Origin of the sequence: Hymenobacter crusticola, from assembly GCF_002154225.1 — a bacterium.
Classification (GTDB): domain Bacteria; phylum Bacteroidota; class Bacteroidia; order Cytophagales; family Hymenobacteraceae; genus Hymenobacter; species Hymenobacter crusticola.
Map to the genome: position 1 here is coordinate 40,651 of NZ_MTSE01000010.1, position 20,645 is coordinate 61,295.

General features: G+C 53.6%; 19 protein-coding genes and 1 tRNA gene. 5 read left to right on the forward strand and 15 right to left on the reverse strand.

Features of this window, described 5'->3' with window-relative positions; all coding sequences use genetic code 11:
- Window positions 1–81 precede the first annotated feature (81 nt).
- The 7 genes from BXP70_RS17865 to BXP70_RS17895 form a co-directional block, all read right to left on the reverse strand.
- Window positions 82–1,572: a phytoene desaturase family protein gene (locus tag BXP70_RS17865; RefSeq protein WP_086595596.1), complete on the reverse strand. Its 1,491-nt coding sequence runs from the start codon at window positions 1,570–1,572 to the stop codon at window positions 82–84.
- A gap of 244 nt (window positions 1,573–1,816) precedes the next feature.
- Window positions 1,817–2,332: an RNA polymerase sigma factor gene (locus BXP70_RS17870; RefSeq protein WP_086595482.1), complete on the reverse strand. Its 516-nt coding sequence runs from the start codon at window positions 2,330–2,332 to the stop codon at window positions 1,817–1,819.
- A 425-nt stretch (window positions 2,333–2,757) separates the two neighbouring features.
- A complete protein-coding gene (locus BXP70_RS17875) occupies window positions 2,758–3,687 on the reverse strand; it encodes a MerR family transcriptional regulator (protein ID WP_086595483.1) in 930 nt (309 codons plus the stop codon).
- Between the two features lie 21 nt (window positions 3,688–3,708).
- Complete coding sequence (locus BXP70_RS17880; RefSeq protein ID WP_086595484.1) at window positions 3,709–4,209, reverse strand: sterol desaturase family protein; 501 nt, start codon at window positions 4,207–4,209, stop codon at window positions 3,709–3,711.
- A gap of 158 nt (window positions 4,210–4,367) precedes the next feature.
- Window positions 4,368–5,183 (reverse strand): enoyl-CoA hydratase/isomerase family protein, encoded by an 816-nt coding sequence (locus BXP70_RS17885; RefSeq protein ID WP_086595485.1) that lies wholly within the window; start codon window positions 5,181–5,183, stop codon window positions 4,368–4,370.
- A 176-nt stretch (window positions 5,184–5,359) separates the two neighbouring features.
- Window positions 5,360–7,606, reverse strand: coding sequence for a ComEC/Rec2 family competence protein (locus tag BXP70_RS17890; protein WP_086595486.1), 2,247 nt, complete (start codon window positions 7,604–7,606; stop codon window positions 5,360–5,362).
- 306 nt (window positions 7,607–7,912) lie between these two features.
- Window positions 7,913–9,013, reverse strand: a complete 1,101-nt coding sequence (locus BXP70_RS17895; protein ID WP_086595487.1) for a PhoH family protein — start codon at window positions 9,011–9,013, stop codon at window positions 7,913–7,915.
- A gap of 141 nt (window positions 9,014–9,154) precedes the next feature.
- Between BXP70_RS17895 and BXP70_RS17900 the strand changes: the two genes are divergently transcribed.
- The 4 genes from BXP70_RS17900 (at window position 9,155) to BXP70_RS17915 (ending at window position 11,218) form a co-directional block, all read left to right on the forward strand.
- Window positions 9,155–9,943: an SAM hydrolase/SAM-dependent halogenase family protein gene (locus tag BXP70_RS17900; RefSeq protein ID WP_086595488.1), complete on the forward strand. Its 789-nt coding sequence runs from the start codon at window positions 9,155–9,157 to the stop codon at window positions 9,941–9,943.
- A gap of 129 nt (window positions 9,944–10,072) precedes the next feature.
- Window positions 10,073–10,381 carry a putative quinol monooxygenase gene (locus BXP70_RS17905; RefSeq protein ID WP_086595489.1) on the forward strand — a complete coding sequence of 103 codons (309 nt, stop codon included), beginning with the start codon at window positions 10,073–10,075 and terminating at the stop codon, window positions 10,379–10,381.
- Window positions 10,382–10,581: 200 nt separating this feature from the next.
- Window positions 10,582–11,118: a Fe-S protein assembly co-chaperone HscB gene (hscB, locus tag BXP70_RS17910; RefSeq protein WP_086595490.1), complete on the forward strand. Its 537-nt coding sequence runs from the start codon at window positions 10,582–10,584 to the stop codon at window positions 11,116–11,118.
- 18 nt (window positions 11,119–11,136) lie between these two features.
- Window positions 11,137–11,218 (forward strand) — tRNA-Leu (locus BXP70_RS17915).
- Between the two features lie 328 nt (window positions 11,219–11,546).
- Here the strand turns inward: BXP70_RS17915 and BXP70_RS17920 are convergent.
- The 7 genes from BXP70_RS17920 to BXP70_RS17950 all read right to left on the reverse strand — a co-directional run bounded on the left by BXP70_RS17920 (window position 11,547) and on the right by BXP70_RS17950 (window position 18,223).
- Window positions 11,547–11,999 carry a hypothetical protein gene (locus BXP70_RS17920; RefSeq protein WP_086595491.1) on the reverse strand — a complete coding sequence of 151 codons (453 nt, stop codon included), beginning with the start codon at window positions 11,997–11,999 and terminating at the stop codon, window positions 11,547–11,549.
- Window positions 12,000–12,239: 240 nt separating this feature from the next.
- Window positions 12,240–13,478: an exo-beta-N-acetylmuramidase NamZ family protein gene (locus tag BXP70_RS17925; RefSeq protein WP_218779813.1), complete on the reverse strand. Its 1,239-nt coding sequence runs from the start codon at window positions 13,476–13,478 to the stop codon at window positions 12,240–12,242.
- Window positions 13,479–13,599: 121 nt separating this feature from the next.
- Window positions 13,600–13,968 (reverse strand): nuclear transport factor 2 family protein, encoded by a 369-nt coding sequence (locus BXP70_RS17930; protein ID WP_086595493.1) that lies wholly within the window; start codon window positions 13,966–13,968, stop codon window positions 13,600–13,602.
- Between the two features lie 191 nt (window positions 13,969–14,159).
- Complete coding sequence (locus BXP70_RS29530; protein WP_143436556.1) at window positions 14,160–14,519, reverse strand: DUF1508 domain-containing protein; 360 nt, start codon at window positions 14,517–14,519, stop codon at window positions 14,160–14,162.
- 311 nt (window positions 14,520–14,830) lie between these two features.
- Window positions 14,831–15,754, reverse strand: a complete 924-nt coding sequence (locus tag BXP70_RS17940) for a DUF6929 family protein (RefSeq protein WP_086595495.1) — start codon at window positions 15,752–15,754, stop codon at window positions 14,831–14,833.
- Between the two features lie 77 nt (window positions 15,755–15,831).
- On the reverse strand, window positions 15,832–17,865 hold the full coding sequence (locus tag BXP70_RS17945) for an OmpA family protein (RefSeq protein ID WP_086595496.1): 2,034 nt from the start codon (window positions 17,863–17,865) through the stop codon (window positions 15,832–15,834).
- Between the two features lie 148 nt (window positions 17,866–18,013).
- A complete protein-coding gene (locus tag BXP70_RS17950) occupies window positions 18,014–18,223 on the reverse strand; it encodes a hypothetical protein (RefSeq protein WP_086595497.1) in 210 nt (69 codons plus the stop codon).
- A gap of 396 nt (window positions 18,224–18,619) precedes the next feature.
- Here BXP70_RS17950 and BXP70_RS17955 point away from each other — a divergent pair, with 396 nt between their 5' ends.
- Window positions 18,620–18,832, forward strand: a complete 213-nt coding sequence (locus tag BXP70_RS17955) for a hypervirulence associated TUDOR domain-containing protein (protein ID WP_086595498.1) — start codon at window positions 18,620–18,622, stop codon at window positions 18,830–18,832.
- Between the two features lie 67 nt (window positions 18,833–18,899).
- Here BXP70_RS17955 and BXP70_RS17960 read toward each other — a convergent pair whose 3' ends face one another.
- Window positions 18,900–20,480: an amino acid permease gene (locus tag BXP70_RS17960; RefSeq protein WP_086595499.1), complete on the reverse strand. Its 1,581-nt coding sequence runs from the start codon at window positions 20,478–20,480 to the stop codon at window positions 18,900–18,902.
- Window positions 20,481–20,645: the final 165 nt, after the last annotated feature.

The window sequence follows — 20,645 nt, forward strand, 5'->3', positions numbered from 1 at the left end:
GGTGTTGAGGTCTGAATGGTGAATTACCTAGTAAATTCTCGAGTTCGTTAATACGAAGAAGCGGCTACCCTAGGTTCGCGACTAACGTACACTGTACTCCTTTTCTACTTCTTTCGCTACCACTTGCCCAGAGATAAGCGAGGGCGGCACGCCAGGACCCGGCACAGTAAGCTGGCCCGTAAAGTAAAGATTCTTCACCTTATTGCTTTTGAGCGCGGGCTTCAGGATGGCCGTTTGTCGGAGCGTGTTAGCTAGCCCGTAGGCGTTGCCTTTGTAGCTGTGATAATCGGCAATGAAGTCCTGGTGAGCGTAGCTGCGCTTAAATACCACCGCGTCGCGGATACTCTGCCCGCAATGCTTCTCCAGCCGGTCCATCAGCAAATGGTAATAACGCTCCCGCGTCTCTTCCGTGTCTGGCAAGCCAGGAGCCACGGGCATAAGCAGGAAGAGATTTTCGCAACCGTCGGGAGCTACGCTCGGGTCCGTTTTGGAAGGTGCCGACGCGTAAAACAACGGTTTGCTCGGCCACTGTGGCGCTTCGTAGATCTCGCGGGCATGCCCTTCGAAATCTTCGTCGAAAAATAAGTTGTGATGCTCCAGCCGGTCGAGCCGCTTGTTGATACCTAGGTAGAAAAGCAGCGACGACGGTGCCATCGTCCGCGAATTCCAGTAGGCTTCATCGTAATGGCGGTACTCGGGGCGGAGCAGCTGCTGCTCGGCGTGGTGGTAGTCAGCACCCGCCACTATGATGTCGGCGGGGCGGAAGCCAGCCGCCGTTAGCACGCCCGTCGCGTGGCCATTTTCCACCTTAATTTCTTGCACCTCCTGGTTGTACTCCAGTGCTACACCTTGCTCGCGGGCTAGCTTTACCATCCCCTCTACAATCTTGTGCATGCCGCCCATGGGGTACCATGTCCCAAGAGCTAGGTCGGCGTAGTTCATGAGCGAGTACAGGGCCGGCGTGTTTTGGGGCGTAGCGCCCAAAAACAGCACTGGGAACTCCATTAGCTTGATAAGCTTTTCGTGCTTGAAAAACTTACGTACGTGCTTGCTCATACTCTGTAGCACATCGAGGCGCATAGCATCCACCAGCAGGCGCGGATCGGCAAACTCCAGCAATGACCGCCCCGGCATGTGCACAAACTTATTGATGCCAACTTCATATTTGTAGGCCGCTTGCCGCAGAAATTCGTCGAGCCGAGTAGCGCTGCCGGGCTCAATGCGTTCAAACAACTGACGTAGCGCCGGCATTTGGGCTGGGATATTCACGCAATCGTTACCAGCAAACACAACCTGGTAGGAAGGGTCAAGGCGCACCAAGTCGTAATAGTCGGCTACGCGGTGCCCGAACCGGCTGAAGTACTGCTCAAACACATCGGGCATCCAGTACCAGCTGGGCCCCATATCGTAGGTAAAACCCTCAGCCTGGAACATCCGGGCCCGACCGCCAGGCCCACTATTTTTTTCTAGAACTGTAACGCGGTAGCCTCGTTGGGCTAGGGTGGTTGCGGCGGCCAGACCAGCAAAGCCAGATCCAATAACAAGAACTTGTTTGGGTTGTGAGGAGCTCAAGCGCGAAGAATAAATGAGGTGGTTGCAAGCTACAAAGCCGAGCCTTACTTTGTTTTGCACACCTAGGTCTGTTGCAAAGCACTTAGGTACTCTGCGAAAACAAAGCAGCTCGCATCAGCTTGGTCTTATACCAAGTTGATGCGAGCTGTGAAAAAACAACGGACCGCAAGCGACGGGGCTTAAAGCCAATGTCACCTACGGCCCGCGATACGCCCAGGCGGCAGTTGTACTCTCTCCCTATTCCCTACACGCCCGGGGCGTATACCGTCAGCGCCTGTTTCAGTTCCTTGCGGGCAATGTGAATTCTATTCTTCACCGTACCAATCGGAATTTGCAGCTTTTCCGCAATTTCCAGGTACTTATACCCGATATAGTACATCATAAACGGCGTTCGATAGTCAGCACTTAGGTTGGCAATAGCTTCGTTGATATCTGTTACTACGAAGTCACTGGTGGCACCGTTGTGTGTAATATAGTTCTCATCCGTATTAAAGTACTGGAAGTACTCCGTACTGTCGATGTTACTATTGCGCTTAGTAATCTTGTTGTAGTTGTTAATGAAGGTGTTGCGCATGATGGTATACAACCACGCCTTCAAATTGGTGCCCGCTTTAAACTTATCTTTATTAAGCAGCGCCTTCAACAACGTCTCTTGCACTAAATCTTTAGCATCGTCAGCGTCGCGGGTCAGGTTCATCGCCACGGGCTTTAGAGAGTAAGAAATCTTTTGTACCTGATCTGTGAATTCCAAAGAGGTCATACTGTCTAGCTTTTTATGGCAAAAGGTTAAACAAATATACGGGGTTGTTAAGAAGCGGTCTAAACTAGACTAAAATATTTTTCACGAAGACTGGTAGAATAAAGCACGTTGACAACGTACGAAGTGACTGATAATCAGTTGGATTATTTGTGTTATTTTTCTGCAATGTCACGCAACCAATCGTTAAAATACACTTTTCGGCCGTTCAACAAGCTTATAGCACGACAAAATTCGTGTAGCTACTTGTATACTGTCGAGCTAGGTTTTGCACCTTAAAAGGAGGATTGCTTAGCTAGTAGAAAGCAAATTTATTTTCGATGCAGCTACCACAGCTAGCAAACGGTAAGCTAGCAGCTATGCTCAGGGGGTAAACGCTAAAAGGCTACCAACTATTGGTAGCCTTTGCCTAGCAGATGCTATAATTATTAGCGTACCGATATGTGCTCGTACTGGAGCCGGTCGTTGCAAACTAACTTAGCGTCATCGGCCAACGCTAAAAAATCCGTCATCAAGGCCGGGCGGATGATGTTCTTCGGCTTTTCCAAGCAGAGCTGTTGGGCAAGCGGGCCGTATAAGACCAGTAACGTGTCGGGGCAGGTCTCGACCAGGTTCCGAACGTAATCTGACACTCGGTCGCGTTCGGGCACTGCCGTCAGCACCGTACAAAGGGCATACGGGCTGTAGGTAGCGCATATGTTTTTGAGCTCGCTGCTTGGCAAGTTCTGTCCTAGGTATAATACATGATGGCCTCGGGCCCGTAACGCGTAGTTCATGAAGAGCAACGCTAGTTCATGCAGCTCGCCCTCCGGCAAGAATAGCACCCAGCGACGGGCCTCAGCAGGCTGCACAGGCGCTAGCGCATCCGTGGCGGCCATAATTTTCTGTCGTAGCAGGTGCGTGACTAGGTGCTCTTGAGAGGGATTTACAGTGCCAGTTTGCCATAGTACCCCCACTCGTTGCAGAAAGGGATAGGCCACGTGCATGATGGCTTTCTCAAAACCCAACTGCTGTATGGCATTCCTAAGTAAACTATCCAAGCGAAGCTCGTCCATCTCGAGCATAGCAGCTAGCAGAGCATTTACCTGGCGCTCATAATCGCAGGAGGCATCGCAGCAGGCAAGTACGGCTTGGGCTAGCTCTGCATCACTAAGTCGCGCAACGTGCGAAATGCGCTGGCCGCGGCCACACAGCGTTGCTACGTTCAGGAGGCGGCGCAAATCATTGTCGCAGTAGGTCCGGATATTGGTGGCGGTGCGCACGGGTCGCAGAATTCCGTACCGCTGCTCCCACATGCGGATGGTGTGCGCCCGGATACCCGAAAGCTGCTCTAAATCGCTGATTGAGAAATGTCCCACGGTGCCTGCTCCTACTACGTCTTAATTGGCCGACTCCCTGAGTCGGCGACTCTCTCGATCAGGCGCGGGCTTGCGGCGCGCCAAAGAAAAATAGCGGGGTGATACCCACAACAAGCCAAATTCTTCGGAGCCATCGCGCCCCGTGGTTTTGTGATGCATTTTGTGGGCCATATTTAGTGCCCGCAAATAGGTATTGCGTGATTTGCGCCAAAACCGCAGCCGACCATGGATCAACACATCATGCACAAAGAAGTACAGGGTGCCATACGCCGCAATACCCGACCCGACCCAGAAGCGCCAGTCTTTGTCAGCGGAGCCGTAGATGATGAATAACATCGACAGCGAACCATAAAACAAAAAGAAGAAGTCGTTGCGCTCGAAGCGGTGCGGGTGGCGCACGTGATGCGAGCGGTGCAGAAACCAGAGTGGCCCATGCAGCACAAATCGGTGCATGAACCACGCAACAAACTCCATTCCCAGAAAAGTGGCCGTGACAACGGCAGCTGCTGCTAGGGGTGTCATAAGGTGCTAACCAGCACAGGACTGAGGATGTTTAAAGCGTTTTGGCGAAAGTGAAGTTTTAGCAGCCGCGCCACGCGCCTCCTTCGCAGTAGCTGCCAGAGCAAGTACTGGAGGCGGCGCGTGGCGCGGCTACACTCCAATATCCGTTGGGCACCTAGCTAGTCCCAGGCGATTTTTTCTTTGTTCAGGAAAGCCTCTACTCCCCGGCGGCAGTCGTTGGAGCTGCGAGCCTCCGCATTTAGCTGAGCGGCGTAGCGCAAGCTGTCTTCCAGCGCCATGTCGGGAAGCCGTGCGAGCATCTCCTTCGTGATTTCCATGCTCTGGCCAGAATTCTCTACGCACAAGCGGCGCGCAAACCGATAGACGTTGTCTGCTAGCTCTTCCTTGGGCACCAAGAAGTTAACCAAACCAAAGTCGGCAGCTAGCTGGGCCGAAATAACGTCACCCGTTAGTAACAACTGTTTCGTGCGGGCCTCCCCTATTTTGCGCACTAAGAATACGCTCACGATGGCCGGCAACAACCCTAGCTTCACTTCGGTGTAGCCAAACTGCGCATCAGGTACGGTGAACGCAAAATCGCAGATGGTGGCTAGGCCGCAGCCGCCCGCCAGCGCGTGCCCCTGCACCTGCCCAATGACGATCTTCTTGAGGGTATAGATCTGATGAAAAAGCTGCATGAGGTGAGCCGAATCCGACAGATGATCGGGGTACCCTACGCCTTGCAGTGCCTGCTCCTGAATGGAAGCTAGGTCGGTGCCGGCGCAAAACACGTCGCCCACGGCCCGCAGCACAATTACTTTGCAGTGCTCATCGTCTTCGGCGACCTCGAAAGCCTGCTTGAGCTCGGCTACCACATCGTAGCTCAAGGCGTTGCGTTTGTCAGGACGATTCAGCGTGATGTAGCCAATCGCATCCTGTGATTCGTAGCTGATGTAGCGCAGCTCTTCCAGCTCCTGAGTAGGCATATTTTCCATGGTCGTGCAAGACTAGGCGTTGAAAAATCGGCACCACTGCGAGCGTGAACTAGGCCGCAGCCGGTGATTTATTTGAGGGGCATGGTAATCAAACCTAACGAAAATGACGCTCTTATAAAACTATATACTGCCTTGCTAGGGTTCTCGGTTTCGCCTCGGCGCATTCCCTCCCTTGCCTAAGAGCGCGGCTGTATGCTATAAAACCCTTGCGTCGTTACATCATACGTCTGCATACCAAGCTGTTGCAGCTCGGGGGCCATTCGCTGAACGTACCAAGAACGGCAGGAAGAGTCAAAAACAATCCTAATATCTTTCCCAAATACAGCAGCTAGGTCGGCCGCTTTTACCCGGGCATTGCGCCGCAACACGACCAACGACACAGGTTTTGGTTGCCGGGCCGAGCTGAGTGGCTGCGAGACAAACGCTACCGTCAAGCCGCGCCATGCCATGAGCACCAGCCCGCTATCGGGTGCGCACTGAGTGGCAGGCACAGCGGCCCCACGCCACCCCATATGGTACTGCACCCGCTGCGCTTCGCGGGCAATAAGGCCCGGCACAATACGGTACGTACGCTCAGGGTCGGAGAGCGGCAAGGAATCGACCATTACAATATCGGCGGAGGCCCCTTGCCAGAAGCCGCACACGGAGCGACGCGGAATGCTGTAAATGATGAGTCGCTCGTCAGTTTTGAGTTGGTGAGCGGCCCATACTTGATTGCCAGCAAACGCGCCCAATAGCGAGCACGCTAGCCCGAGCCACACCAAGCGGCGGGCAGCAAAGAAGGTGAGTAGCGTCAAGATAACGCCGAAAACTAGCCATGTTTGTGGGGCCGTCACATGAATACCGCTGATGAGCGCGCCGGGCATCAGGCGCCCAATTCGGAAGATATACTCGTTGAACAGCCAGATCATCAGCTCAAATACTCCCGCCACCAACCTAGGTATCCAGTCGAGCCCGGTGGCCAGCGCGGGTGCAACCAAGCCAAGAGAAGCTATTGCTCCCTTCAGCAGCAACAGTATTAATCCGACGTACACCGCCCCCGAGGATATAGGCACCGCCACGAGGTTAGAAGCAAGGAAGCTAAGAGGAAACTGATGAAAATAGAATAATCCTAGCGGGAAGGTAGCCACTTGCGCCGCCAGCGATAGAGCCGTGGCTTGCCAAATACTATTCATCAGCCAACTCGTCCACTGCCAGAGCTTCTGCACCACCTTAGGTTGCCAGGGGCGCTGTCGGGCCACAAAATAGCCTTTTACGTCCAGCCAGGTCATAATGCGCGGCTGCACGTACACAATGCTGAGCACCGCTAGAAACGACAGTTGGAAACCTACATCTACTAGCAAATACGGATCGTAGCAGAGCAGGCCGAACGCAGCCACGGCCAGCGTGTTGTACATCGTACTCTGGCGGCCGGTAGCCCGCGCCACGATGATGAAACTAAACATCACCGCTGCCCGCAGCACCGACGCCGACAAGCCCGTGACAAAGGCATACGTCCAGATAACGGCTAGGCCCAGCACGGCGGTCATAGCCCGGAAGAACGGGCCGCGCCGCCCAGGTACTTGACTCAACAGCCACATAGTTGCTCCAAACAATAGTCCTACCTGCAACCCCGACACGGCCATGATGTGCGTGGTACCCGTGTTGGCGTAAGCTTGCTTGGTCTCCTGATCGACGTCGTCTTTGATGCCAAGCACCAAGGCTGAAGCGAGGGCATACTCGCGCTTCGCATGCACATACTGCCGAAACACGCCATCGAGCGTGCGTGCCGCACGCATACTTACTGCCCGCAAATAGCTAGGTGGCTGCGCGGCGATCATGCGGTATTGATCTGGGTGGATGAACTGCTGGTGATACACCTGATGGTAGGCGAGGTAGCGACGGTAGTCGAACTCACCAGGATTGAGCGGGGGCTTGCTCGGGGTGGGGGCACCGCGCACGAGCCACACGTCGCCGTACTGCGGAGCAGCTACTACTGCGCTGTTTTCTTGCCTTGGAATGGACACCCGGATGCCACCCGTTGCCGGCTGCCAATGCCCGTGCACCCGCACCGCTAATACGCGCACTGTGGTAGCGTACGTAGCCGGGCGTACCACCGTATAGTCATTCACCACAGCCCGATAGAACTCGATTTGGCTCCCAAAGCGGTAAAGATGATCAGCGCGGCGCGACTCGGTAGCTTGCTGGGTAAGGGTGAGGCCAGTGCCATAGATGGTAAGCAGCGCCAGCAAGCCGGCGGCGTTGGTCAGGCCTAGGTTTGCACTGCGCGTCGACCAAACTTGCACGCCCAAAAACAGCACAGTTATCACCAACACGGCCCCTCGCATGTCCGGTAGCGCGTTGCCTAGGTAGAAGTAAGTAAGAATACCCGCAGCAAGCGCCAGGGTAAGGCGCACAAAGGCATAAGGAGCCCAACGGATCATAGCAACTAGAATAAACCGGCTAACGATAGATTACCCTACGCACGGCCAATATCCATACCAGCACCACCTTTTCGCCCACAGGCCCAATAAAAAAGCCGCTTACTCCTAGAAGCAAGCGGCTACTACAAATCAGATCAGGGCATTCAACTAGTTGCGAACTCAGTTCGTTGCCGAATCATTTTTAAAAGGCTCGATGTCGCATGACAAAGCAGCATCCAAGCCAAGCAAGCAGTTCCGTGTTAGGTTGCTGAGAAAGGGTATAAAAAATGCGGGACTGACCTAGGCCAATCCCGCAAGTACGAAACGTTACAGTTGCTGTTCGTGGTTGACGGGCAACGAAGCCGTACCGTTGTTTTCTGGCCGCGCATCGGGGTGCCGATCTGGGCGGTCGTTGTTTTTCTGGTACGGGCGGTACTCGCGCACAGGCCGGTTGGCTTGCTCTTTTTGTTGGGTGGCATCAAACCGGTCGTAGGCGTACACGATTTCCTTCACCAAACGGTGACGCACCACGTCTTCGGCGCTCATCTCCACGAAGCCGATGCCGCGTACATCCTTCAGAATGTCCAGCGCCTGCAACAGGCCCGACTTCTGCTTGGTGGGCAAGTCAATCTGGCTCCGGTCGCCGTTTACCATCACTTTCGCTGAGGGCCCCATGCGGGTCAAGAACATCTTGAGCTGCGAGGGCGTGGTATTCTGGGCCTCGTCGAGCAGCACAAAGGCATTGTTGAGCGTCCGGCCCCGCATGTACGCCAGCGGCGCGATTTCGATGATCTTGTTGTCCTGGTAGAATTTCAGCTTTTCGGCCGGAATCATATCTTCCAAAGCATCATAAATCGGGCGTAGGTACGGATCGACCTTTTCTTTCATGTCGCCGGGCAAGAAACCTAGGCTCTCGCCTGCTTCTACCACCGGGCGCGAAATGATGATTTTCTTGACCTCCTTGTTTTTGAGCGCCCGCACGGCCAGCGCCACCGAAATGTAGGTCTTGCCCGTACCGGCCGGACCAAGGGCAAAGGTCAGGTCGTTTTTGAGCACCGAATCGACGAGGCGCTGCTGGTTGGGGGTCTTAGCCTTGATCACACCGCCCTTTGCACCGAACACAATAACATCGGCCGGCGAAGAGGTGGCAATGATGCGCTCCTGCTGCTCATCATCGGCAGCCGATACGTACTCGCTCACCACTTTATCCGTGATTTGGCCATACTGGTGGTAGTGCTCAATGAGGGAAGACAGAATTTCGTTGATACGCGCAATGACGGGCGTTTGGCCCTGAATTTTAATTTCGTTGCCGCGAGAAATTATTTTACTACCTGGGAAGGCGGCGGCTAGTTGGCGAATGTTTTGGTTGTCGGGTCCGAGGAAGTCGACGAGGGAAACATTTTCGAGGGTGATGATTTTCTCGACCAATCTGTGGGTGCTTTTTAGCGAATGAATTAGGGAAATGACCCGGCAATAGCGGCGTAAGTTCAGCTTAGTTCGCCTAAAACGCCTACTTTTGCCGCCCCCGCATCGGGTTAAACAATAGTACGAAGAATCTCTATTTCCGGCATGGGGCTGATTACGTTTCTGTCCGATTTTGGCTACCGCGACCATTATGTAGCTGCCGTGAAGGCACGACTGCTTCAGTTGGCGCCTACGCAACCCGTTCTGGACATCACCCATGCCATCGAACCCTTCAACATCGCTCACGCTCTATACGTTCTCAATGCGGTGTTTAGAGATTTTCCGCCCGGCACGGTACACTTGCTCGGCGTGAACGATTATGGCGGCCCGCAGCCCCGCTGGCACGCCGCCTTGCACGAGGGCCACTATTTTGTAGCCGCCGATAATGGCTTAATTGCCTTGCTCACCGACAGTTCTCCCGAAGAGTTGGTGCGCTTACCGGCTCTGCCCACGCCCTCCCCTACCCGAGATGTGCTGGCGCCTGCGGCCGTGCACCTTGCTCAAGGCGGCTTACTAGCCGATCTAGGTCCGGCTACCACTGAGCTCAATCAGAAAGTCAATCGGCAGCTCCGGCTTCAAGACAACCGCATTACGGGGCATGTGGTGCACATCGACCACTACGGCAACCTCATTACCAATATCAGCCGCACGGCCGTGGAAGTTATTGGCCGGGGCCGCGTGGGGTCAGTGCACTTTGCCCGCGAAACAATCCGCGACATTCTTCCCCACTTTCAAGCCGCCGACCCCGGCGACGCGGTGTGCATTTTCAACAGCCAAGATATCCTCTGCATCGGCATCAACCAGGGAAACGCCGCCGAGCTACTAGGCCTTTACTTCGACTCTCAAGTTGATGTGCGCTTTCCAGTAGAGGTGGAGGTCAGTGCCAAAAGCTAGCTCTACTCTCTTCGCAAATCGTTATAAAACAATTGGTTGTATTTGTTTTTATATTATGTTAAGTAAAATGAGACACAGTGTCATACTTTATGAGCTCTACCTTTTGCTCAACGCTACTGCGTTAAGTCAATGATAATAAGAATTGTGCGAATGAGCTTTCGGCCTGATGCTATAGCCGATTTCTTGCAGCTATTCAGCGCTTCAGAAAATAAAATTCGCCAAGTACCCGGGTGTCATCACCTGGAGCTATGGCAAGATGTTGATCAGCCACACACGTATTGTACTTACAGCCATTGGGAGTCCGTGGCCACACTGGATAGCTACCGACGCTCAGCGTTATTTGGCGAGGTATGGCCCGCCACAAAAAAACTGTTTGCGGCGCCAGCGCAGGCTTTCTCGGTGCAACAAGCAGTTCGAGGCTTTCCAGCAATAGCCTAGCTTCGGCAGTAACTAGGTTCTGACATCATCAGCGCGCACTCGCCTGAGTCAACTTCGCACCTCTCTGCGGATGAAAAAACGCTTTTCGTCAAAGGCCAAACTTTTTATAATACTTGGAGCCGCAACTGTGAAGAAGACAATAAAGCGGTATACGCACTTGAAAACCCCAACTATAATCGGCCAGAGCGGTATTGCTAACTATGGACACCAACTACTTTGACTTTTATAGTCTTCCTGAAACCTTCCAGCCTGATGAGGCAGCTCTAAAGCGACAGTACTACACGCTGAGCCGGCAGTATCACCCCGACTTTCATGCCACTGAAGGCCCAGAACGGCAACAGGAAATCTTGCACCTCGCTACGCTCAACACCAACGCTTACCGTACCCTCTCCGACCCTGATCTGCGTATGGCCTACATTTTGGGCTTGCACGGGCTGCTGGAAGAAGGAAAACAGGAGCTTCCACCAGATTTTTTAATGGAAGTAATGGAGCTTAATGAACAACTGATGGAACTGGAGTTTGAGCCTGATGCCGAAGTAGTCCAACGTATTGAGAATGAAGTCAACACCTTGTCTGAGACTCTGGATGCAGGCATTGAACCCGTGCTGGCTGGCTACCCCGGTTTGCCCGTCGATGTGCGCCCACAAGCCCTACAACAAGTCCGCACTTATTATTTGAAACGACGCTACCTCTTGCGAATTCAAGAAAGTCTCTCTAAGTTTGCCACCCGTTCCTGAGTCGTAGGAACGAGACAAGCCCAGATGGCGGAATCGGTAGACGCGTTGGTCTCAAACACCAATATCGCAAGATGTGCCGGTTCGACCCCGGCTCTGGGTACTTTTTAGCCACACGTGGCACTAAAAGGCCAGAAATCAGTTCTTCTAGCAATGCTAGGAAAATTGATTTCTGGCCTTTTTCGCGTTTTCAGCGCTTTACAATCTTCTGTTTCGCCAAGATCAAGCTACACCGCCCTGCTCGTCAGGATGGCTCCCACAATTATTCAACGAGAAGAATACGAAGCTCTAGTTAGAATTTAACCTCTAAATCAAGTATTGCTGGGAAAATAAACATCACACAAGACAGCCCGAAAACTTGCGCTTTCGGGCTGTCTTATGCTACAAATCCAGTAACTCGGAGCGCCTAGCTCACCTCCTGGTTCTACTAGCTAGGCTGCTTGTAGCTCGGCTTCGAAGTAACAGTCCCAGAAGCCATTGTTGAGTCTGTAGACGTTGACGCGGTAGAGTAGCCCCGTGCGGGGGTGGCGCTCTTTCACCTGCCCACGCCAAATAATGGTGTAGGGTTGGGAATTGTGAGTTGGTTGCACAGGCTGACCGATGGCGTAGGCAAAACGGGAAGGCGTTAAGCTAGGGCTAGGATCAGTATCAAGGCTGGGCACAGGTTCTTCCGGCGTAACGGCGAGAGGTGGTGGCGCACTGCACGCTTCATCATGCCACACTAGCGGCTCGCCACAGTTTGGACACAAAGAAGCATCGGCCTCTTCAGAAAACGCAGAGGAGGTATTCTCGTCGGCATAATCCTGCGTTTCAAATTCATCAAATTCCCCAGCTAAAGAGGAGTCAAGAACGACGGTTTGCGGGTTATTTCTTCTAGCAGCCATTCCTAAATAGCTTATGATTTCAAGCTAAATTAAATAGCACTAATTGCTTTAGCAAATAAGCTAGCTTTCTTTAGCTCACATCACTTAGGTGTAACTGCTTGGTTTTTATATCTATACACAAAGCATAGTACCAACATTACTTTTCGTTTTGTTTACTCAAAACTGCCTGTTGACGATTGAGGCTAGGTTTGCGGGAGTATGAGATCATCTAGTTGTGGGCTGCTAGGTTACCACTCACGGTTACGGATAAAGCGTATATTTTTTCCGCATGACCTTGTAGGCAGTTAGCTGCGGTTCCCAGCTTTTGCGAATCTCCGTCTCGCTCTTAGCCATCGTAATTTGCTCTTTGAAGAGCGTAGTACCCGCCAGAGCCTCAATTCGTCCTATCTGCTTGCTTAGGCTTCGATCAAAAAACTTTTCTTTAGCTGGATACGCCTTGTACAGATCCATCATCCACTGAATGTTAATCTTGCCCGCTTTGCGCAGTTTGGCGGTGTCGTATTTTCGCAGGTCAAGACCGTAACAAACCTGATCTTGGTGCAAAGGCGTTTCCGACTTACCTGGTAAGCTCACGGGCGTAAACGAGAACGAGTAAATGCCTTTTAGATCGGGGCTACCTAGCACGGTGAATGGCATCCGTGTGCCCCTACCCTGGCTTACAATGGTTCCCTCAAACAAACACAAGGAAGGGTAAAGCAGAACTGCCTGTTGCGTGTTGAGATTAGGCGACGGACTCACGGGTAGGGTGTATTCCATCGCATGGGCATAGTTCTGTACGGGCACAATTTTGAGCTTACACTGCATTTTATTCGGCAGCCAGCCCTCCCCGTTGATCATTTGGGCAAACTCCCCAATGGTCATGCCGTGGGTGATGGGAACGGGAAACTTACCGATGCCCGACTTAAGCTTCATGTCGAGCACAGGCCCATCCACGTAGCCATTCGGATTGGGACGGTCCAGAATGACGAGCTCTTTACCTGTTTCCGCGCACGCCTCCATGATATCACTTAGCGTGTTGATGGTAGTGTAGAAACGGCAACCGACATCCTGCAAATCAAATAGCATCACATCGACATCGGCTAGGTCGGTTGCGGAAGGCTTGTGCTTGGCTCCGTAGAGCGAGACAATGGGGATACCCGTGGCGCGGTCCACTTCGTCTTGCACGTGGGCGCCGTTGCTCGCGTTGCCACGGAAGCCGTGTTCTGGGCCAAACACCTTGACAATGGTTATACCTCGCGTTTTCAGGCTATCAACTAGGTGCTTTTTACCAAGAATGGTGGTTTGATTCCCTAGTATCGCAACACGTTTGCCTTGCAGATAAGGCATATACTGTTCCGTCTGCTCCGCCCCCGTCCTGATTGCGGACTTGGCTGGCATCGGCCGAAGGTCGGCTGATAAAGCGGCTGCGTGGTAAAATCCACTACACACCACGGTGAGTAATACGGAAGCTAAAAAAGCAGGGAGCTTGCTCATCGTCATTGCTTTAGTGATGAAGCAATAAACGCAAATTGGCGAAGTTCGCCGCTTACCTGCTGGCTAGAAATAAACCACCACTCCGTCGGGCAACAGTTTTACGAATCAGCAGCCTAGGTTCTCGTACCTAGCTGTAGTCGCTGATGCGCGTAAACTTACCGTCTCGCCACTCGAACACGCTCACGCCCCTGAGTTTCAGTTGCTCTCCAGCTTTCAGACCGTTGGGCAGGTCCTGCGCGAGCGTTGCTTGGTAGTCAATTTCGACGGCCGCTGCACCAGCACCCATCACTGCAAATCGGACGATCTGCCTGCGTTCTGCGAAATAGTCTACCGACTGCCTAGCTAGTGCCGCAAACTCTTGCTTGGTTGAGGTGGTGATGACACCAGATGTATTCGAAACATTCTCGAACACTATTTGCTCATCGAGCAGGGCCAGCATCGCCGGAATATCTTTTGCGTTGTAGGCTGCCAGGTATGCTTCAATCGTTGCTTGCATTGGCTAGTATAGTGAGTTAGTGAATTACCGGCTAAGATATTACAAGACCTAGCTTTGGGCTACTAGGCTCAGCTGTGAACACTAGGATTGCACCCCTATTTGATACCGCCTAAGCTTGCTCAATAGCGCTTCTACGCAGCCCCACCGCCTTACCCTCAGTGAGCAGCGCTTGTATAAGAGTAGCGCAAGTGCTAGGGCATATTTACTTCCACCGACACGATGGAACCTAGGTACACGACGGGCGCCACAGCTGCTAGGTTTAGCACTTCCTGGATGGCCTGTTCACGCTCACTCATGGTGCAGTAAGTGGCACCATGCGCAATTGTTTCGCCCATGTCATCGTGCATCCGAAAGCTATAACTGGAACGCTCGTCATTGCGCGTGATATACTGCGACCGGCAATACGCACGCACATTCATAATACCGATGTAGCAACCAGGCTTGAAAAAGTACGGATGCCCAGTTAGCAAGACATCGGCGTGTTGGTTCCGTAAATGGAAATGGTAAAGGGTATCAGTTCCCCGAAAAATTTCAAAGTGAGACTCAAGCATACAAAGAATAGAAGTAACAAAGCAGCATAAACAGAACTGTAACCAATGCGAGAAACTACATCTTTATATTAAAATTTTACTATATAACATGACATTAAAAAACCTTGCTCCTGAAAATGAGAGAAGCAAGGAGAAGACTATTGCCTGAAACTTGGCAGTAGTTGGGGGTAGGTACGAAGTAGTGTGCTATTCGGTTTTTCTATTTACAAAAAAATTTCTTGGCTCAACTCTTAACATTTTTGAGGGTAGAAATGCTTGGCCTAAAAGCCAAAAAGGGGCTAGCTACCTAGCCTAGCTTCTTTCTAGCAAAGTTAGATGGTTACCTCTACGACTACGGCCGTAGAGCCGCCAGCGTCGTCATCGGTCACGAGCAATAGCTCGTACTGGCCGGGCCGCATCACATGGCGCACGGCTACACTTTCTACTTTGCCGCGGTAGGGGTTGCCGTTAGGTAGTACCAATTGGGTGAGCGGCAGATTTATGGGAGCCGTCCGGCTGGCTGATTCAGTAGAGGGCAATATGCCAATGAAACTACCTAGCACCGTGCCATCGGCGACGGCATCGCCCGTGTCTTCGACGGAGGCCGTGATAAACAAGGTATCCTGAAACACCGTAGCGCCAGAAAAGCCTGCTGGCTTGCCCTCAATAGCTGGTAATAAGTAGAATTGCGTTTGTACTGGTGGCACTTGCGTTTGTCGGTGCCGCAGGTACTCTAGGGTAGGCAAAAGTGGCAAGTGAAACACTAGGTTGCCAGCTGTAGAGCCTACGGTGCGCTGGAATAATAATAGTTCGGTTTGGGTAGCAGCAGCTGCTTCCAAGTTGAGGGTGATGCCCGCTGGCAAAGCCGCCCGCAGCGCAGCATACAACCCCGCCAGCGACACCGGATACACCGTGGCAGCCGCCCTCCCATCGGCAGTCAATTCAACCCAAAAGCCATTTTCCCGCGCCGAAGTAGCGCCGGACCCGAACAGCAGCAGGTTCGTTTCGCCATTGGAACCAGGCACTACGGTCATGCTTTCCAGATCTAGCTTCAGGTCTTTGGGAATACGGCCGGTGCTAAAGTGAGCGGTTTCAAACAACGTAACCGGTGCGCCGGCCGCAAAAGAATGCACATCGAGGCAGTATAGGAAAGGCGAATCATCGCCGATGATGTAGGCCCGGTCGCCTACTACCTCCACCCCCGAAGCCGACGGTAAGTTGGGCAGTTCTAATTGACGTAGAATGGTAGCTCGCATAAACGAAAAGTAAAAAGGCCATCGTGCAGCTAGGTAACTGCACGACGGCCTTTTCGAAAAGCTCCTGCCGAACCTAGCTACTGCTTGGTAATAGTGAATTCTACGCGCCGATTGAGCCGGCGGGTTTCCTCTTTTTCGTTACTGGTGCGCGGCTTGGTACCGCCGTAGCCAATCACACTGATTCGGCTCTCGGCAATGCCGCGCGTGATGAGGTAGCGCCGCACTTCGGCCACACGGTCTTCCGAGAGCTTCTGGTTGAGCGCTGGGTTGCCCTGGTTGTCGGTGTGGCCCTCGAGGCGAATGTTCACCGTGGGGTTGTCGGTGAGCGTGCGAGCCAGACGATTCAACTCAGCGTACGAGTCGGGCAGCAGTGCGTACTTACCCTGGGCAAAAATAAGGGTAGGCAACTCCAGCCGCGAGCCAACGCTAGCTGGCACTAATAGCAAATCACGGTTGAGCGAGCCAACCATGGTGACGGTATCGGTGGCCGTGAGATAACCGCTGCTGGTGGCGGCCAGGCGGTATTGCCCCGGCGGCAAGGAAAACTGAAAGGCGCCCCCCGACGCGCCAGTGCGGGCGGTGGCGTTGAAAGCTAGGTCGCTGCTGAGGCGGGTTACCTTTACTTCTGCCACAACGGGCTGCCGCGTTTTAGCATCGAGCGTCCGGCCCGTGAGCAGTGTGCGGGCCGCTACTTCTGGAGCCACTGCCGGGGCAGGTGCTACCGTATCGACGGGGGGTATACCCGCAACGGCGCGGAACAGGTCGGCCGGCGTATTAGCCGTGCGACCCGAAGCGAGGTAGGCCTGCTTGCCGTCGGGCGTGAGACTGAGGTAGGCATCGAAACCAGGGCCATTGAGCGGCGCCCCTAGGTTGCGAGGTTCCGTCCAGTTCGTCCAGGTGTCGTCGAGGCGGGTGCTCACGAAGATATCGGCGCCGCCGTAGCCCGCGTGACCGTACGACGAGAAATACAAGGTTTTGCCATCGGGTGCCAGCCAGGGCGCAAACTCAAAACCTGGCGAGTTTAGCACCCGACCTAGGTTTAGCGGTTCCGACCAAGCCCCGCCAGCGCCCGCCCGGCTCACGTACAAATCATTATTGCCGTAGGTATCGGAGCGCTCCAACGAGAGCAGCAGAATCTTCTCGTCGGGCGTTTCGAAGAAGTCGGTGGCAATATTTGTGGAGTAGTAGTTGGCAATGGCTAAGCGCTGGGGGCGTACGCCCTTCGTCAGGTTGCGGGCCACTTTCGAAACGCCTTCGTCGCGGAAGCTGCCGTCGCGCTCATAGGTGCCGCGCACCAGCAGCGAGCTGCCGTTACCCGTGATGGCCATCACGCCGTTGTGCTGCGGCGTGTTCAGTGCATCTAAGCGCGTGGCGGCTGCCCAAGCCCGCCCATCCGCCGACGTACTCAGCCAGCTATCGCCCGATTCGGTGTTGCCCTCCGTATTGCCGTCGTACTTGGTGCGTACCAAGTACAATGTCTTCCCATCGGGCGCCAGCACAGGCTTCAGCTCGTTGCCGGGCGTGTTCAGAGAAGTTAGCGGCTCGGGCGTGCCGAAGCCGGGTTGCTTGGGGTCGAGGTTCAGGTGCAGCTTAAACAAGCGCCACTGCTGGGTAGCTCGGTTCTGGGCCTGCTGTGCCACCACAGGCGTGCCGTTGGCTTTGTCGGCCGCGGCCAGCGATGCACAACGCTCGGTGCCGCGGTTAAGCAGTTGAATACTTCCGATTGGTCCGCCGGATGTGAGGGCCCACTGTTGGTAGAAGCTACCCGACCAGGGCCGCTGCACAAGCGGCGAGTTTTCTTCGTTCTTTTCCACGGTTAGGCACGCTCCACTGTGCTTGGCCTCGATGCGGAAATACACGCTGCCCGGCGACACCCGTACGAAGCGCCACTGCTGACTCGGCGCTTGCGTAAATTCCCACTGCACTGTAGCAGCTCCTGGCTCGGCGGAGGCATTCACCACGTCGAGCGAACGACCACTGCTGCGGGCTATTACCCCGTAGTACGAGTTTTCATCGGGCAAAAAAGCAGGCTGCTGCGCCCGGAGTGGCTCGGAAGCTAGCCCCAGCCCTACTAATAGGAGAAATAAAAAACGAAACGACAGATCCTTCATGCAGGCAAAACGACTAGACTGGGCCGCAAGTTAGCCGAAATCCGGCCTTGGCCCGTTCCACTGGTGTGGCACATAAAAATGCCGCGCTTCCTTCGAGCGAAGAAAGCGCGGCGCTGGTCAGTAAACAGGTGTAGAAGCTAAGGCAATACTATGAGCGGCTAGCGTTACTGATGTATTTGAAGCGGACAAACCGTTCGTTCTCGTAGATAGCCGTAAAATGGCCACCTTCTACTTGCTTGTTTTCGTTGTTTTTGCGGTCAGCTGCTCTCGCAGGCGCCGGTGAGGTAGGTACAGAAGGATAAGCTCCGGGCATCACTCCGGGCATATGGCAGATGAAGGAGAGGATTTTCGACGCCATGGGTTAAAAGTTTGTTTTTAATAAATAGGTGAGTGCAGGGACTGGACCATCGCAAGCCTCGTTATGGCCGGAATGGCAGGCACTTATGCTTGAATAATCCAATCTTTTATAAGACGAATCAAATGTAAGAATATAATTATTGGTTTGGATGATAGGAAGGTGAAAATTTTATCAAAAGAGAGTAAAATACGTATAAACGCGTACTATTTATCCGTGTCGCGGCTCGAACAAACGGCTGATTACGAGATTAATAACTAATCATATTTTGTTACATCGTAGGGCAAGTGCTGCCTGCTAGCCTCCGCCCCTTCCCACCTATTATTCCCTCCGTTATATATCTAGCTGAGTATACCTACTTTTTGCTTGGCTACTCTTTTTCTCCTCATCTCACTTTTTATGCGCAAAGGCACCACCGTCAGTTGGAAATATGGTACCGGTACGGCCACCGGCAAGATCGAAGAAACCCACAAAGAGCTGGTAACGCGCAAGCTGAAAGGCCACGCCGTTACGCGCCACGGCACAGCCGATAATCCGGCCTTTGTTATTGTTCAAGCGAACGGCGACCGGGTACTCAAGCTCAAAAGCGAAGTACAGGTTGTAGCCAGTTAAAAAGAAAGCCTTACCCGCAGTGGGTAAGGCTTTCTTTCTTAGCTAGGTGAGCAGAATACCCTGCCGATTAAGCATTATGCTTGTCGGGTTTGATAAAGGCTTCCTCATCCATCTCGGTAGGCACTACCACAATGCCTTTTTGCAGCATTGAGTTGCGCTTGCCATACAGGAAGTAGACAACAAAGCCAAGCAGCATCCAAGCAAAAGCTACTTTCAGCGTAAATTCATCGAGGCCGGCAATAAGAGCCACGCACACAATAGCACCCATGAATGGTACCAGCGGGAAGCTCGGCGAAGAAAGTGGCGCCAAGAAAGGGCGAGGCTGTGCGGGATCAGACTTACGCATAATCCATACCCCTATGCTTACTAGCACGAAAGCTAGCAGGGTGCCAAAGGAGGTAAGGTCGCCGGCCAGTGACCCAGGCACGAAGGCCGCGAACAAGCCTACAAATACCATCAGCATGAGGTTAGACTTGTAGGGCGTGTTAAACTTGGGGTGCAGCTCCGAGAAAGCCTTAGGCATCAGCCCGTCCTTCGCCATTGAGAAGAACACGCGGCTCTGTCCCATGAGCATCACCAGGATAACGGAGGTAAAACCGAGTAGAATACCAACCGTGACGGCCGTAGCCAGCCAGCCGTAGCCGGGCATGTGCGCCCGGATGGCGTAGGCCACTGAAGCTTCGCCGCCCAAAGCCGGGTCAGCGAATTCGCGCCAGTTGGCCACGCCCGTGAGTACGTGCCCAAACAGGATGTACAATACCGTGCAAATAGCCAGCGAACCTAGGATGCCGATGGGCATGTCGCGCTTGGGGTTTTTAGCTTCTTGTGCGGCCGTGCTTACAGCGTCAAAACCGATGAAAGCGAAGAACACAATGCCGGCGCCCCCGAGGATGCCGCCCAGGCCGTGCTTGTTCCACCCTTCGTAGGTGCGTACTACTTCGCCAGCGGCGTTTTTCACCACGGCATCGGCCGGAATGAGGTAAGGTGTGTGGTTAGCGGGGTTTACAAACTGCCAGCCGACAGCAATGAAAACCAGCACGATGAGCGTTTTCAGGATTACCACAACGGCGTTGAACAGCGCCGACTCTTGCGTACCTTTTACGAGCAACAAGCTCAGCGCCACGATAATGAGCAGGGCGGGCAGGTTGACAATTCCTTGCTGCGTTACGCCATTGACCACGGCGTGCTCGAAGGGCGAGTGGCTGAGACTATACGGTATACTGGTGCCAAAGACCTCCAAGAGCTTATTCAGGTATTCGCTCCAGGCAATGGACACGGTAGCCGCGCCCAGCGCATATTCCATGATAAGCGCCCAGCCGATAACCCAGGCTACAAATTCGCCCATGGTAGTATAGGCGTAGGTATAGGCTGAGCCAGCAATCGGAATCATAGCCGCAAACTCGGCGTAACACAGACCGGCAAACACGCAGCCGAACGCCGCTAGCACGAAGGCCAGCGTCACGCCCGGGCCCGAGGCCTGGGCTGCGGCATTGGCCGTGCGCACGAACAGACCCGCGCCGATAATAGCGCCCACGCCTAGCGCTACAAGGTTGCCCGCCCCCAACGTTCGCTGCAGCGAGCCGTGCCCCGAAGAGTTGGCTTCACCCAGTAGTTGCGCTAGGGGTTTCTTGGCGAAAATATTTGCCATAGACAGAGTAGAAAATGAGAAAGTGAAAGAAGGTGTAGAAGCTACAATGCAACAAAAAACCGCATTTCGGCTGGCCCGAATATAACTTTTTATCCGGTTATGGTGGCGGAGGCTAGTGGAAGCGCAAACTTTCCCGGGTGTGGGTTAAACCTAGCTCCTGTCCTG